Below are 14046 nucleotides of genomic sequence, written 5' to 3' on the forward strand. Positions count from 1 at the left end.
AAATGACAAACAAGGAAATTTTAAGTCACATTGATCACACATTGTTAAAACAATTTGCAACCTGGGAAGATATTAAGGTGATCTGCGATGATGCCATTGACTATGAAACCGCATCTGTATGCATTCCTCCATCTTATGTTAGAAAAATCAAAGAAACCTATGGGGATAAACTGAATATCTGTACCGTTATCGGTTTTCCTTTAGGCTACAATACCACCGCAACCAAGGTTTTTGAAGCCGTCGATGCAGTTAAAAACGGGGCCTCAGAAATTGACATGGTCATTAATATTACAGCACTTAAGAATAAAGACTACGACCTGGTTCAGAATGAAATTGCAGAAATCAAGAAAGCTATCGGCGATAAAATCCTCAAGGTTATTGTTGAAACCTGCTTCTTGACGGAAGCGGAAAAGGTGATAGTTTGCCAGCTGGTGACCAACGCCGGAGCAGATTACATCAAAACCTCTACCGGTTTTGGTACAGCCGGAGCAACCGTTGAAGATATCCGGTTGTTTAAAGCCAATATTGGTCCCGATGTTAAAATGAAAGCTGCCGGCGGTGTAAAAACCGTGGATGACCTCATTGCTTTTATCAATGAAGGCTGTTCCCGAATCGGAACCAGCTCAGCTGTTAAAATGCTGAAAGGTGAAGAAGTCAGCAGCTACTGAAAAATAAATAAAAGTATTCCGGCATTGTGTCGGGATACTTTTTTGAGTTTAAGCATGAAACGATATTATGTTTTCAAATCCCGCCGATTAAAAGCAAAAAACGTCAGTGCAAAAAAGATCACTGAGACAATCAGCAGGATTACAGCAGAAGTGAACGAAAGCTGATTATCAAGCATCAGGGTGGAACCTTCAAAATATTTGAAGGGGGTGAAAATCTTCAGAAATGTCAGCTTATCATATAAATCAACAGCCACTGAGATAAGAAAGAAACCCAGGATAAAAGCTCCGGATACAGAGGTCGCAAGCTTGGTGTTTTTGAATACAGCGCCAAACATCGCTCCCAGAGCCAGAAAAAAAAGTTGCAGGATAAACAACGCCAGCATGGTTAACGATACCTGGTTAAACATACCATCACCATTATTATGCAGCGAAATAAAGAATACTGACGCTCCGAAAGTGACCATATTAAAAATCAGAATACTAATGACACCGGCGATGAGCTTGGGCATGATAACCTGAAATCGTCTGATTGGTTTGGCATAGAGAAAATCAGCACAGTGATCCCGTTCTTCCCGGGAAACGGCAACCGCTCCGAACATTATGGCATGGACCGCGGCCAGGAGCATGAAATACAAAAAGAAGACGGAATAAAAGCCGGCGACGTTGGTAAGATCAATGGAAGAACCGACACCAAAAATAACCATTATTTCCTTTGGAAATCCGGCCATCAGTTTGCTCATATCCACATGAGAATCGATAAATCCCTGGTATTTCATCATGCCGGCATAGATAATAAAAACCTGGGCACAGCACCAGATAATCAGAGATGTGATATTTGCTTTCATTTCTTTTTTGAATATATTCATTAGGGGCCTCCTTAATAGCCTATATGGACGGCAGATCTTTTCGTGCAAAAAGCCTGAAAGTTAAAAAGATAAACAGGCCAACTAAAACAAACCACAGTAATAAATACAGCGAGTCATAATTCATGGTTTTTGAAAGCTCAGATAGATCAAAATAACCAAACGGTGAGATGAGGCCGAGTTTTTCATCTTTTAATGTTTCATTGAGTAAAAAGATAATATAAAAAATAAATACCACGCCCATGCTGATGGGAAGAACGGTTCGAATCCGTCTTAGAAAGGCGGAAACAAAAAGCCCCAGGCTGGCAAAAAAGATCTGAATAAATAGCAGGCTGCTGGTGATCAGTACAAAAAGCTTAACATTGTAGGGTTCGGCACTGAGAATGGTAACCGTGATGAGCGCAGCCACAAAAACAAAGGCATTGGTAATCAGAATCTGAACGAGAACGGCCAGTATTTTCATTGAAATAATCCGGTTGCGGGTCACGGGTTTAACAAACAGAAAATCACCGGTTTTTTCTCTTACCTCGGAAGAAATGACAGCAACCCCCATGTTCATGGCCTGAACAGCGCCGGCCAATAATATATAGGTAAAAGGAAATTGATAATAGCTCAGAATCGTGTTAAGTTGCAGATCAGCTATCCCTAAAGCTCTTTGAAACTCAATGGGAAAACTTTTAAAGACCTTTTGAAAATCCTCCAGCTGACTTGAAATCGATGGATAGATCAACATAAACAGCACTAAAATACCCGCCAGCGACAGACACCAGATGATCAGAGCTTTTTTGCCCATTCGCAGTTCCTGCTTTAGAATATTCATAGCTAATCCTCCTTCTGATAGTAGTGCATAAAAATCTCCTCAAGACTTGGTTCTTCCACGAGAAAATTCAGCAGAGCCTGGCCCTGAAGACGTTCAATAATCCGATTGATATCACCTTTAAATAGAAAATGGAGGGTGTTTTCCTCTAGGGTTAAGTTGGTAATGCCGTCAAGGTTGAAGTGATGAACATCAATAACTCCTTTATATTCCAGCGTGAATTTCTTGTAATTGTGTTTTTGCATATCCCGGATATTCTCGATTTTCACAATGGTGCCATCTTTAATGATGGCAACCCGACCGCAGAGCTTTTGTACCTCGGATAAAATATGGGAGGAAAACAAAACTGTGGCACCTTTCTTATTCTCAGTTCGGATAAGATCAAAAAAATTCTGCTGCATCAAAGGGTCCAGTCCACCGGTGGGCTCGTCCAGAATAATCAGTTTCGGTTCATGGAGCAACCCCTGGATAATCCCAACCTTCTTTTTATTCCCGTAGGATAAATCGTCAATGCGCTTGGTCAGATCCAGATCCATGACATCGGCCAGGGTTTGAATGCGGGTGTAGTCCACATCATCATAAAAGCTGGCAGAATACTTGAGAACTTCTAGGACCTTCATGTGTTCATAATAAAAAACTTCCGATGGTAAATAACCAATATCTCGGCGGAGCTCACTGCCGTATTTAATGCAGTCTTTTCCAAAAATAGTGGCGCTGCCGCTGGTGGGATGAATCAGCGACAGCAGGGCCCGGATGGTGGTGGATTTGCCGGCTCCGTTTGGCCCGATGAATCCGAAAATCTCACCTTCTTCCACCGAAAAAGTTACATTTTCAATGCCTCGATGTTTGCCATAATATTTCGTTAACTGATTGATTTCTATTACGTTCATAAGAATGCCTCTCTCTTGTTTAACTAACATTTTTCTGTCACAGCTACAATAGGGGATGTACCCTAATATAGCAGAAATAAACGATTTGAAAAGAGTGGAAGAGAGTGGAAGAGAATAGTGGTTAGTTTGATTAAATGACAAGATTTAGGGAATATATAATAAAGTTGAAAAAGCCATTTTGAATAACTGATTGAAGTTAAAATAAAACCCAAAGGAGAAGAATAAATAATGAATAACAAAAAAGAAATGAGAGAATTGATTCTAAATACTTTCAATACCCGTTATGCCTGCAAGGGATATGACCCGGAGAAAAAGGTATCTGAAGAGGATTTCAAGGTAATTATGGAGGCCGCCAGACTTTCGCCCAGTTCGATGGGACTGGAACCCTGGAAATTTGTGCTGCTCAATAATAAGGACATTAAAGAAAAAATTAGACCATATGCCTGGGGTGCGGAAGTAAGCCTTGAAGGGGCAAGCCATTTTGTTTTGATACTGGCAAGAAAGCCAAAAGATATGAAATATGATTCGGACTACATTGAGTATATGATGAACAATGTTCAGCACTTTACGGATGAATTAAGAGCAGTCCGAAAGAATAAATTGAAAGATTTTCAGGAAAAGGATTTAAACCTTCTTGAGAGTGAGCGGGTATTTTTCGAGTGGGTCTGCCGACAGACCTATATTCCGTTGGCAAATATGCTGACAGCAGCAGCGATGCTGGGCGTGGATTCAACGCCCATGGAAGGCTTTAACTATGATCAGGTTGAAAAAATCCTTATTGAAGAAGGGATCATTGATCCCGAACATTTTGGATTGTCTTGTATGATTGCTTTCGGCTACAAAAACAGAGATCACCGACCGAAAACAAGACGGAAGATGGAAGAGGTACTGGAAATTATTGAATAGGAATAAATGGAGAGCATCCCTAAACAACTTTCCTGAGTTGATTTTGGATGCTCCCCTTTTGATCAGACTATTCTAAATTATGCTCCGCCAGAATTGCTTTGATTTTATCGAATGAAAAATGAGCAGCTGTTCTTCGGGATTCCACCGGTTGGGTCCTGATATCAATATGCGGACTGGCATCATTTCCTTGGGAAGGACCATTGTCAATATAAAGATCCACATCGTCTCCGAAATATTTGATAGACTCTTCAATTGTAGCGGCAGCCGGCAAGGCCTTTGTATTTGAAGAGCTGATGGCGAGGATCATGTTACAACATTCATAAAGATCCCGGATGGGACTGTCCTGAAAATAGACAACGATGGCATCGGAATCAGCCGTTGCTGAATCAAGCGGAGTCTGTTCCTTCTTTTGAACGTACATACTCACCGGCGAAGGTGAAAAAAGTTCGATAATACGTTGTTGACGTTCATCAATTACCGCATATTCGGGTATTTTTGTCTTGTCCATTACGATGGTAATCGGCTTGTTTGAGGGACTGTGACGGATTGCCCGTAATCGATTCAAAGCATTGCAATTAAAGGCGTCACATACGACCACATACACCGTCAGGGTAGGCATAACAACGATTTTACCTGCTCGGATCGCCTGGGCTGCTACTTCATAAGCTGGCTGACCAGCTTTCAACAACTGATAGTTGTGTTCCGGTTGTGTAGATTCACTCTCAATGCGGGCATGATTCATAATTTTAACACCTCTCTTTTATTTGCTATTATTGTTATATAAATTATTTTGTGAGGATATTATACCACCTACAATAAAAACAGTCGAATACATTTTGCACTCGTTTTCAATTTTGTATTTCCATCGAGGTACAGTAATAAGGATTTGAGGGAAATGGGTGAATTCAATAATTATTTTTCACGGAAAATCAAAGAAAACATTGACTTCTTAGGCATAAAACCGTATAATCATTGAGCATGAAAAAATTTAAAAGTTAGAATAACAACCTTGGAGAGATGTCTGAGCGGTTGAAGGAGCACGCCTGGAAAGCGTGTGTACATGTAAGTGTACCGAGGGTTCGAATCCCTCTCTCTCCGCCATTTTAAAAAACAACAATAACGGCGGTTAAGCCGTTTTTTTTTTATGCCATATTTTAAGCTTATCCGTTAGAGGCTTTTTTTACCTTTAGAAAAAGTACTGATGGAAATGGAAAGTTACCTTGACATTTGTTGGCGTGATGGTATAATGAAAAAAAGGAAAGCAAACTTTCCATGAGAAGGCGCTTAATGAAAAATCGTTTAGAAGAGATTAGGAAGCAACGTGGTATTAAGCAAGAGGAACTGGCGGCAGCTTTAGAGGTATCACGTCAGACCATTGGTTCTTTAGAAAAGGGAAGATATAACCCCTCAATTTTATTGGCCTTTAAAATTGCACGATACTTTAACATGCGTATTGAAAATATTTTTATCTATGAGGAAGAAAACAATGAATAGTAAATTTAAAAATTTAAGTTTTGTGTTGGTCGGAATTGTATTATTACTATCTGGATTATTTATTGTTAAATTTAATCCGGTATTTGCCAGAGCAATTTTAGCATTACCTTATGTGTGTATTGGTATTGGTTGTGGATTATTTGGTCATGGTATGGGAAATATCATTAGCATAGGAGCTTTGAAAAATAGTCCGGAAATTTCAAAACAAGTTGAAATTGATAAGAACGATGAACGAAATATAATCATAATGAACAAATCCAAGGCTAAAGCCTACGATATGATGGTTCCCGTATTTGGCGCATTGCTACTGGCATTTGCTTGTATGGAAGTAGAATTAACGGTGATATTATTATTAGTTGCAGCCTATTTGTTGGTGGTATTTTATGGCGTTTATTACAGATGTAAATATGATAAGGAAATGTAATTGGTGATAGAACCACACTGATTTTTCAGTGAAACTGAACCATTGTCTTCTCATTTCGAAGGTGATATCGGTGTTGAATTAAAATAATACAGACATATAGGAGATAATGATGAGCTAAATGTAGACCAACACGACAGTGATTATACACCTCGCTTAATAGAGCAAGGGTTTTTATAATCTTAGTGGTTCCTTAATTAATCAACTGTTAACATGATTCTATGGTTTCATAAAGTTTCAATGGTTATCATCATAAATGTACACAACAAACAAATCCCTTTTTCTTTTCATTCCTAATATGAAAAAGCAGCGATCCAACCGAGAGGACGTTGCTTTTTTTATTTGGATTTGTGCAGGTGTGATCTCACACTCGGAAAATACATCTTGTGCTTATTTTGACCTGCAATCATCAGATCATGCAAAAATTAAGATGCTTCTGTTATTATTTAGCGTATGACTAAAAAAAGAGGAAATAGATGACAAATACAAAAAAACAGATTATTAATGCTGTTACAATTATGGGATTATTAGGATCAGCCTTCTTCATCATATACGGAATAAAAATGCAGATCTTTACATCACAGACGGCGCTGGAACAGTTTATGAAATCGGCTGGTGTTTTTGCACCTTCTCTTTTTGTTACATTTCAACCAGTTCAGGTTGTTATCCCGGTATTGCCAGGTGGTATTGGCTGCTTGGCAGGCGTTATCATATTTGGACCCGTCAAAGGTTTTATATATAATTATATCGGTATTTGTATTGGTTCCGTTATGGCTTTTATATTGGCGAAGAATTATGGCTCGGGATTTGTGAGAAGTGTGTTCAATGAAAAAACATATCAAAAGTATGAGTCGTGGCTGCAAAAAGGATCGAATTTTGATAAATGGTTTGCGTTGGCAATCCTTTCACCAGTAGCGCCGGATGATTATTTATGTTATCTGGCCGGACTGACAGAAATGAGAGTAAAAAAATTTACTTTAATTATTTTGACCTGTAAGCCGATTGGGATTGCCGCCTATTCATTTGGTATTAATTTAATTTATACTTCTTTATTGGCCCTCTTTCACTAGAAAAAAATCGAATGACAGCTATTCATTGACAAACAATTAATCGAAGAGTATACTGTTTCTATCAGGAGGTGCTTATGCGAATTTCAAAAGAACCGGAAGTAAGAAAACAGGAAATGATTGATACGGCAATGAAAGTTTTTGCCAGAAAAGGCTATGAAGCGACCTCCATGACAGATATTGCCAAGGAAATGAATGTGGTTTCGGGTCTGTGTTATCGGTATTTCAAGTCAAAGCATGAGTTATATGAAATAGCAGTGGAAATGTATGCGAAGGAATGCAGTGCACCGGTGATTCAGATCCTGACACAGGAAGGGTTGACGCTGGAAGGATATATCGAACGACTGGAAAAGAATTTTATTACGACAGACGGCAAAGAAAAATATCATGATTTCTTTCATCAGGCTGAAAATGTGATGTTTCATCAGCAACTGGAGTTAAAAATGTTAAAAATTGTTATGCCACACATGATAAATTTTTTAGAGAACATGAAGAAGCAAGGGGAAATTCAGATTGACGACACCGAAAGTGTAGCAAAGTTCATTCTGTATGGACAAATGCCAATTATCAATGATGAGACAATAACAACGGCTGAAAAGGTGAAAAAGATAGATAAAATATTAAAAAAAATTCTATCTTAGAAGAGTGATGTTCGTTAGTGAAATTATCAATATAAACAACAACCCCCGGCTTATTTAAATCGGGGTTATTATTTAAACATCGAATGAACTAATGTCAATGATGAAAATTTAATGAAGGAGAAAATGAATGAGCAAAGAAAAGGCAAAACAAGCAACGAAAAAACATTTTGATGAGAGCGCGGAAGATTATAACAACAGTTATGATGGGAAATTTGTAAAATGCATGTATGACGAAATTGTTGAGAGAGTTCTGGCGGCCAACCCCAAATCAATTTTAGATTTAGGTTGTGGCAATGGAAACGTTCTGGAAAAAATAAAGCTAAAATCAGACGCGGATTTATATGGCCTTGATTTATCTGAAAACATGATCGAATCAGCAAAAGAAAAATTAGGCGCAAGGGTAGAATTAAAAGTCGGAGATGCTGAACAACTGCCGTATGATGATAATCAATTTGATATTATCGTGTGCAATGCCTCGTTTCACCATTACCCCAATCCAGATCAGGTATTACAGGAGATACATAGGGTTTTAAAACCGAATGGAACATTGGTATTGGGCGATCCGACAGCACCGTTTGAATGGTATTTAAAATTTTTGAATTGGGGGCTGAAATGGAGTAATTCAGGAGATTATCGAATTTATGGAAAAAAAGAGATTCATGAATTGTTATTAAGACATGGATTTAAAGCATCTGACTGGAAAAAAATTAATCACAGGGCTTTTGTTATTAATGCCGCTGGTATATAAAGGTCTGATGAAAACCGATGGCAGAGCTGAAACACATTTGTTTGGTTTTGATCCATATTAATAAAATTTTAATCCGCTCAACCTTTCGAATCAACCTTTTGGTTGATTCTTTTTTTGACTGAATCACGTAAGATTTAGTCAGAGGAGATGATCAAATGAAAAATTTAATTAATGTGCAACATTTAGAGAAAAGCTACAAAAACAAAAAAGTCATTCATGACTTGTCGTTTCAGGTGGCAAAAGGAGAAATATTGTGCTTTCTGGGACCGAATGGTGCGGGTAAAAGTACCACCATCAATATACTGACGGGAGCATTGGGCTTTGACTCAGGTAAGATTGATTATTGTGGACAGAGTATTCATAAAAATTTAGGAGGATTTAAAAGAAAGTTAGGCGTTGTCCCACAGGATTTAGCAGTGTATGAGGACCTTTCAGGAAAACAGAATGTTGAATTCTTTGCTTCCCTTTATGGCTTGAAGGGGGATAAGCTGCGGAGGCAAAGTCATGAAGCGTTAGCGTTTACCGGACTTTTGGAAAAATCTGAAGATAAGGTCGATACGTATTCCGGAGGGATGAAACGCCGATTGAATATTGCTTGTGCCATCGCTCATCAACCGGATCTTTTAATTATGGATGAACCGACGGTGGGGATCGATCCCCAGTCTAGAAATCATATCCTGAGTTCAATTAAAAAACTGAGAGATAGAGGCATGACAATTCTTTATACGACGCACTACATGGAAGAGGTAGAAGAAATTTCCACGCGCATCATTATCATGGATAAAGGCGAGCTTGTTGCCAGCGGCACCAAAGAAAGACTGAAGGAAAGTATTGAAAATGAAAAACAATATTGGATCGATATTGAAAATCCGGAAAGGATTTCTGCCGATCTGTTTTATCAGATTGAGGGTGTGAAAGCAGTCATAATTGAAGGAAAGAAGATTGGGGTCACCTCATTAAAGGGAATTGAAAATCTTGATCGCATTATCACTGTACTGATTAATATTGCCGCAAAAATTAAAGGAATATCCTGTGAATCGGCGAGTCTTGAAACCGTGTTTTTAGATTTAACAGGGAAATCCCTTAGGGATTAGGAGAATGAGATGTATCAATTCAATCGTATCTTTAAAATGGATTTAATCAATTTGGCGACGAATCCCATGTGGATTTTTTATAGTACCGGTTTTCCGCTGCTGCTTATTTTAATTATCGGTTTTCTCACCAGTGGAAGTTATGGAAAAGAAGTAACCTCTTATGATTATTATGGTATTACGATGATGATCTTTACCGTTTTGTATTCGGCAACCATTTCTGCAAACAGTTTTATGGAAGAACGGATTAAAAGTGGGAATATGCGGATTATTCATTCGCCGGTGCCACCCTTTTTTATTTATTTTTCTAAAATCCTGGCGAGTTTTGTTTTCACAACTATCTGCTATACTTTTGCCGGGATTGTGCTGATGCTGACGGTGCATGTCAATTTTGGCGGATCAAACGGAGTTTTTGTATGGGGATTGCTGGTTTTGTTGAATTTTTTTTCATGCACTTTGGGGGTTTTAATGTGTTGTGCGTTAAAAAGTGAAAGCACAACCAATCAGCTTCTTTCAATGCTGATCACATTGCTGGCAGTTTTAGGAGGATTGTTTTTTCCCCTTGACGGTTTAGGAAAAGCAATCGAAATGATCAGTTATCTTTCTCCGGTCAAATGGATTTCAACAGCGATCTTTCAGTTAATCTATGATCAGAAGGACGTTTTGCTGGCACCGACGGCATTTATTATTACCGGATTGTCGGTATTAATGATTTTGCTGTCGACGCGTTTATTTAAAAGGGAGGATTATCTATGATTTCTATTTTGAAGAATGATTTAAATCGTTTGTTATGTAAAAAGTTTCGAATTGTTCTCACGCTTACATTGACAACCTTGGCCATTATGGCTGCAATTTTTATTAATACCCACGTTCAGGGGATGGGGAATATCGCGTTAGTAACCGAAAATGGCAAGTATGATAAAGCACTGCCTTCATCGTTTAATATCACGATTACCGATGAATCTCCGGCCTTTTCAGAACTGGTATCTGGGAAATATGATGCGATAATAACCGATACGAACGGCACAGTTTCGATTGAAACCATTAAAAATGATGATTACAGAACGTCTCTTCAAGCGTTGTTTTCAGGACAAACAATTAGTGAAAATGCGGGTTCCAATAACCGGGGGATTGGAACCCGGATCATTGGTTATTTAATGATGTTCATGTTGTTAGAAGGGGTCGTGTTAATGTATATGTTTGCAGATGACAAGGAAAAGAAACAGATCACCCGTGTTGCGGTGTCACCTTTGTCGATGACAAAATATCTTTTTTCTCATAGTATCTTTACCTTTTTATTTATCTTTATTCCAACGTTGATGATTCTATACATCGTTAAATTTGTAATGGCAGCGGATATTGGCTTCAGTCTGCCTGAATACATTCTTCTATTAGGGATAATCAGTGCTTTTGCAACAGCCTTTTCGCTATTTCTCAATGCCCTTGCGTCAAAGAGTGAAACGGCGAATATGATGGGGTCGGCCATTGTTATCCTTACAACCATGCTTTCCGGCAGTTTCTATTCTTTTGAAAAAGGAAATGCGTTGCTTGAGAATATCATTAGCGTTCTGCCTCAAAAAGCTTATCTAACCTTTGTTGGTGGACTTGAGTCGGGTCTAGCCATTCAAGATATTTTACCCAGCCTTTTTTATCTCACAAGTCTTGGCCTGATATTTTTTATCGTTGCCATTGTAAAAACCAAGAAAGACTATGTCAATCATTGATCTTTATCAGAAATTGAATTACACTTAACGGAAAGAACGTTATATTATTTGGAGGAATCAATGGAAAATCATATTTTATCGACGCGAATGAAAATTCCTCAGCCGCGAAAAAACTATATTGTTCGGCAGCCGTTATTCAAAAAAATGGAAAAAATGAAAAGTTGCGGTCTAACCGTGATAAAAGGGGGCGCAGGAAGTGGCAAAACCACCCTGCTGTCTTCGTTTATAAAAGAAAAATCATTGACACAAATAAAATGGATTTCCCTTGACGAATCCTGTAATCACTTGTTTTTATTCTGGAATTATATCATTGAAGCGCTGGTTGAGTTTATGGATTCTACGAGGGATGATTTCCTTGCTTTTTTTAACGCTAGCCTCAGTAAAGAGAGTCTTGACCAGATGCTGACATTAGTAATCAATAATCTTGATGAAAAAGAAGAAATTTATCTGGTATTGGACGATTTCCATTTAATCAATGACGAGGCTATTTTAGCAAGTTTTGAATTTTTTATCAACCATGCGCCGCAAAATCTTCATACCATTTTATTGACCCGCCAGGAACCAGTGTTTTACCTGGCCGGATTAGGAATGGATGGGAACCTGCTTTTTATTGATGACCGCGATTTATATATTTCTAAAGAAGAGGGGCTGTTGTTTCTTAAAAAAACAATGGCATTGACTTTCGATGAGGAAACGCTAAAAGTGATGACGGGTTTTTCAGAAGGCTGGATCGGAGGACTGCAGCTAATCGCGGGAGCATCATTTGGAAAAAACGAGTCAGAAATTGGCAGTTTGAAATTAACCAATCGACTGATTAGTGAATACCTGACCCGTGAAATAATCGATCCAATGACAAAAGAAGAACAGGAATTTCTGGTGTGTACATCTCCATTTGCATATTTTTCAAAAGAAATAGCAAATGAACTACTGGATAATTGTGAGTTTGATAAAATATTAGAAAGTCTTCAGGAAAAGAATCTCCTGATTTCGTGCATTGATGAAGAACATGACTATTACCGCTATCATCATCTTTTACAAGAATATTTAAGAAACCGATTTAACCGCTTGCCGCAGGAGAAAAGAAGAAAGATCAGGGAAACAAGTGCTGATGTTTTTAAAGAAATGGGAGATAATGAGGAATGTCTGAATCAACTGCTCGAGTTAAAAAGCTATCAGAAAGCAATGGATTTAATTCTTCAAATGCCTCAGAATGCCGGTACTTTTTCTTACCTGAATCGGGTGCCGGTTGCTTCCGCCACCGAGAATTTTGATTTTGCCTATCAAAAATTGTTTTATCATTACGGAAATCTTGAATTTGAGAAGTGTCAGGAAATTTTTACACTGGCCAGTCTCAAAATGTCCTCCGATCCGAATTTTGACGCCTTCAAGGGAATCGAAGTGCTTGTTTTTGATAACCGGATTGATTTAAAAATGAAGTTGATGAATGAAGTCGAGATCGATCAGTTAAACCTTAATAGTACAACAAAAGCGTTGATTATGATCAAGAATGCGCAGTTCTTTTATTATCAAAGCCAGTGTCAGGTTTCGCTGAAATTGATTGATAAAGCCGAATCCTATCCTCAGGTTGATAAAAATCCTTACATTAATCTTTTTTCTTTATCGACAAAAGCTCAAATCTATGAAGAGCTGGGTTATATCAATGAGGCTTTTTCTTTATACCGCCGTGAAAAGCAACTGCTAGACAACAATCGCGGGTTGAGTGCTCTGTATCCCAGCTATTTAATTGGTATTACCGGTGTTTATCTAAAACAGATGCGTTTGGAAGAGGCCTTTGAATGCTTAGATAAAATGACCGGCATGCACATGGATGATGCCGGTTGGTATGATAGAGGTCGGGAATATAATTTGGCCGAGTATTATTTTCTCATGGGACAGGTAGATGAGGCGATGGCTCTGCTCGAGAAAATTTTAACCTTCGATATCTATTATGACCGTCTGACGATTGCTTCGCTGCTGAAATATGCACTGAAGTTTAGTCGATTGTCAGAAGGGATAAAAAATGAGTTTATGGAGGCGTATCATAATACCGAGAATTGGAATCTCAACCTTGATTGTCAGCTTTTATACACCCGGCTTTTGAAAAAGCAGGGAGAAATAGCTTCGGGAATGGCATTTTTGAATGAATTATTGGCTTATGCCCGTAAAGAAAAAAGCTATTTTAAAATTATCGAAGGTGATTTGCTGAAATTATCCATGTTAATTGAAATGGCTGGTGATGAACGCGAGATTGTTAACCTGATTAAAGAAGCTATTTATTATGCTCATCAGAATGAAATTTTACTGCCTTTTTTTTATGAAAAAGAAGTGATGATCCTATTGGATAAGAGGTATCATATCAAGATTTTGCCTTTATTATCAAAGGCTGAACGCGCATTTTATTTGGCTATGCTAAAATTATGTGAAGAAAACAACGCCTGCCCCTTAAGCGAACGGGAGTTGGAGGTTTTACACGAACTGGCAAAAGGCGATTCCAATAAAGAAATTGCGGAACAGCTTTGTATTTCCATTGCCACCGTAAAAACCCATATGATCAATATTTATGGAAAACTTCAGGTAAATTCACGAATTTCTGCGGTAGAACTTTCCCGAAAAAAAGGATTTATTTAATCCACTAACTAAATCGTAGCAATTAATGACTGGAATTATTCTAGTTAATCCAAGACCCCCTTTTCTTTTTTGTGAAAAGGGGGTCTTG

General features: G+C 38.2%; 15 protein-coding genes and 1 tRNA gene. 12 read left to right on the plus strand and 4 right to left on the minus strand.

The genetic code is table 11. The annotated features are described in order from the left end of the window. Positions 1-2 precede the first annotated feature (2 nt). On the plus strand, positions 3-668 hold the full coding sequence (gene deoC, locus FZC40_RS14025) for a deoxyribose-phosphate aldolase (protein ID WP_148605439.1): 666 nt from the start codon (positions 3-5) through the stop codon (positions 666-668). Between the two features lie 65 nt (positions 669-733). Here deoC and FZC40_RS14030 read toward each other — a convergent pair whose 3' ends face one another. From FZC40_RS14030 to FZC40_RS14040, 3 genes are read right to left on the minus strand one after another with little or no spacing between them, the layout of a single operon-like run. Beyond that, positions 734-1534 (minus strand): ABC transporter permease subunit, encoded by an 801-nt coding sequence (locus FZC40_RS14030; protein ID WP_148605441.1) that lies wholly within the window; start codon positions 1532-1534, stop codon positions 734-736. 19 nt (positions 1535-1553) lie between these two features. Further along, entirely contained in the window at positions 1554-2351 is a 798-nt protein-coding gene (locus tag FZC40_RS14035; RefSeq protein ID WP_148605444.1) for an ABC transporter permease subunit, read from the minus strand. A gap of 2 nt (positions 2352-2353) precedes the next feature. Then, positions 2354-3238 carry an ABC transporter ATP-binding protein gene (locus FZC40_RS14040; RefSeq protein ID WP_148605446.1) on the minus strand — a complete coding sequence of 295 codons (885 nt, stop codon included), beginning with the start codon at positions 3236-3238 and terminating at the stop codon, positions 2354-2356. A gap of 228 nt (positions 3239-3466) precedes the next feature. On the opposite strand from FZC40_RS14040, the gene FZC40_RS14045 reads away from it, so the two are divergent. Beyond that, positions 3467-4144 (plus strand): NAD(P)H-dependent oxidoreductase, encoded by a 678-nt coding sequence (locus FZC40_RS14045; RefSeq protein ID WP_148605448.1) that lies wholly within the window; start codon positions 3467-3469, stop codon positions 4142-4144. A 67-nt stretch (positions 4145-4211) separates the two neighbouring features. On the opposite strand, the gene FZC40_RS14050 is transcribed toward FZC40_RS14045, so the two are convergent. Then, on the minus strand, positions 4212-4886 hold the full coding sequence (locus tag FZC40_RS14050; protein WP_148605450.1) for a Sua5/YciO/YrdC/YwlC family protein: 675 nt from the start codon (positions 4884-4886) through the stop codon (positions 4212-4214). A gap of 269 nt (positions 4887-5155) precedes the next feature. On the opposite strand from FZC40_RS14050, the gene FZC40_RS14055 reads away from it, so the two are divergent. From FZC40_RS14055 to FZC40_RS17615, 10 genes are all read left to right on the plus strand, one after another. After that, a tRNA-Ser gene (locus FZC40_RS14055) sits at positions 5156-5245 on the plus strand. A gap of 186 nt (positions 5246-5431) precedes the next feature. Continuing rightward, complete coding sequence (locus tag FZC40_RS14060; RefSeq protein WP_148605453.1) at positions 5432-5638, plus strand: helix-turn-helix transcriptional regulator; 207 nt, start codon at positions 5432-5434, stop codon at positions 5636-5638. Further along, the gene (locus tag FZC40_RS14065) at positions 5631-6062 is read left to right on the plus strand and encodes a hypothetical protein (RefSeq protein WP_148605455.1); all 432 of its coding nucleotides are present in this window, start codon (positions 5631-5633) and stop codon (positions 6060-6062) included. Before FZC40_RS14060 ends, FZC40_RS14065 begins: the two co-directional genes overlap by 8 nt. A gap of 473 nt (positions 6063-6535) precedes the next feature. Next, entirely contained in the window at positions 6536-7129 is a 594-nt protein-coding gene (locus FZC40_RS14070) for a TVP38/TMEM64 family protein (RefSeq protein ID WP_148605457.1), read from the plus strand. Between the two features lie 74 nt (positions 7130-7203). Then, on the plus strand, positions 7204-7767 hold the full coding sequence (locus FZC40_RS14075) for a TetR/AcrR family transcriptional regulator (protein WP_148605459.1): 564 nt from the start codon (positions 7204-7206) through the stop codon (positions 7765-7767). A gap of 127 nt (positions 7768-7894) precedes the next feature. After that, positions 7895-8515: a class I SAM-dependent methyltransferase gene (locus FZC40_RS14080; protein WP_148605461.1), complete on the plus strand. Its 621-nt coding sequence runs from the start codon at positions 7895-7897 to the stop codon at positions 8513-8515. 155 nt (positions 8516-8670) lie between these two features. After that, positions 8671-9609, plus strand: coding sequence for an ABC transporter ATP-binding protein (locus FZC40_RS14085; protein WP_148605464.1), 939 nt, complete (start codon positions 8671-8673; stop codon positions 9607-9609). A 9-nt stretch (positions 9610-9618) separates the two neighbouring features. Continuing rightward, complete coding sequence (locus FZC40_RS14090) at positions 9619-10362, plus strand: ABC transporter permease (RefSeq protein ID WP_148605466.1); 744 nt, start codon at positions 9619-9621, stop codon at positions 10360-10362. After that, positions 10359-11330 carry an ABC transporter permease gene (locus tag FZC40_RS14095; protein ID WP_148605468.1) on the plus strand — a complete coding sequence of 324 codons (972 nt, stop codon included), beginning with the start codon at positions 10359-10361 and terminating at the stop codon, positions 11328-11330. The genes FZC40_RS14090 and FZC40_RS14095 overlap by 4 nt, the downstream gene beginning before the upstream one ends. A 60-nt stretch (positions 11331-11390) precedes the next feature. Further along, positions 11391-13958, plus strand: a complete 2568-nt coding sequence (locus tag FZC40_RS17615; protein WP_279233346.1) for a winged helix-turn-helix domain-containing protein — start codon at positions 11391-11393, stop codon at positions 13956-13958. Positions 13959-14046 lie beyond the last annotated feature (88 nt).

The sequence above is a fragment of the Acetobacterium tundrae genome (assembly GCF_008086615.1).
GTDB lineage: Bacteria > Bacillota > Clostridia > Eubacteriales > Eubacteriaceae > Acetobacterium > Acetobacterium tundrae.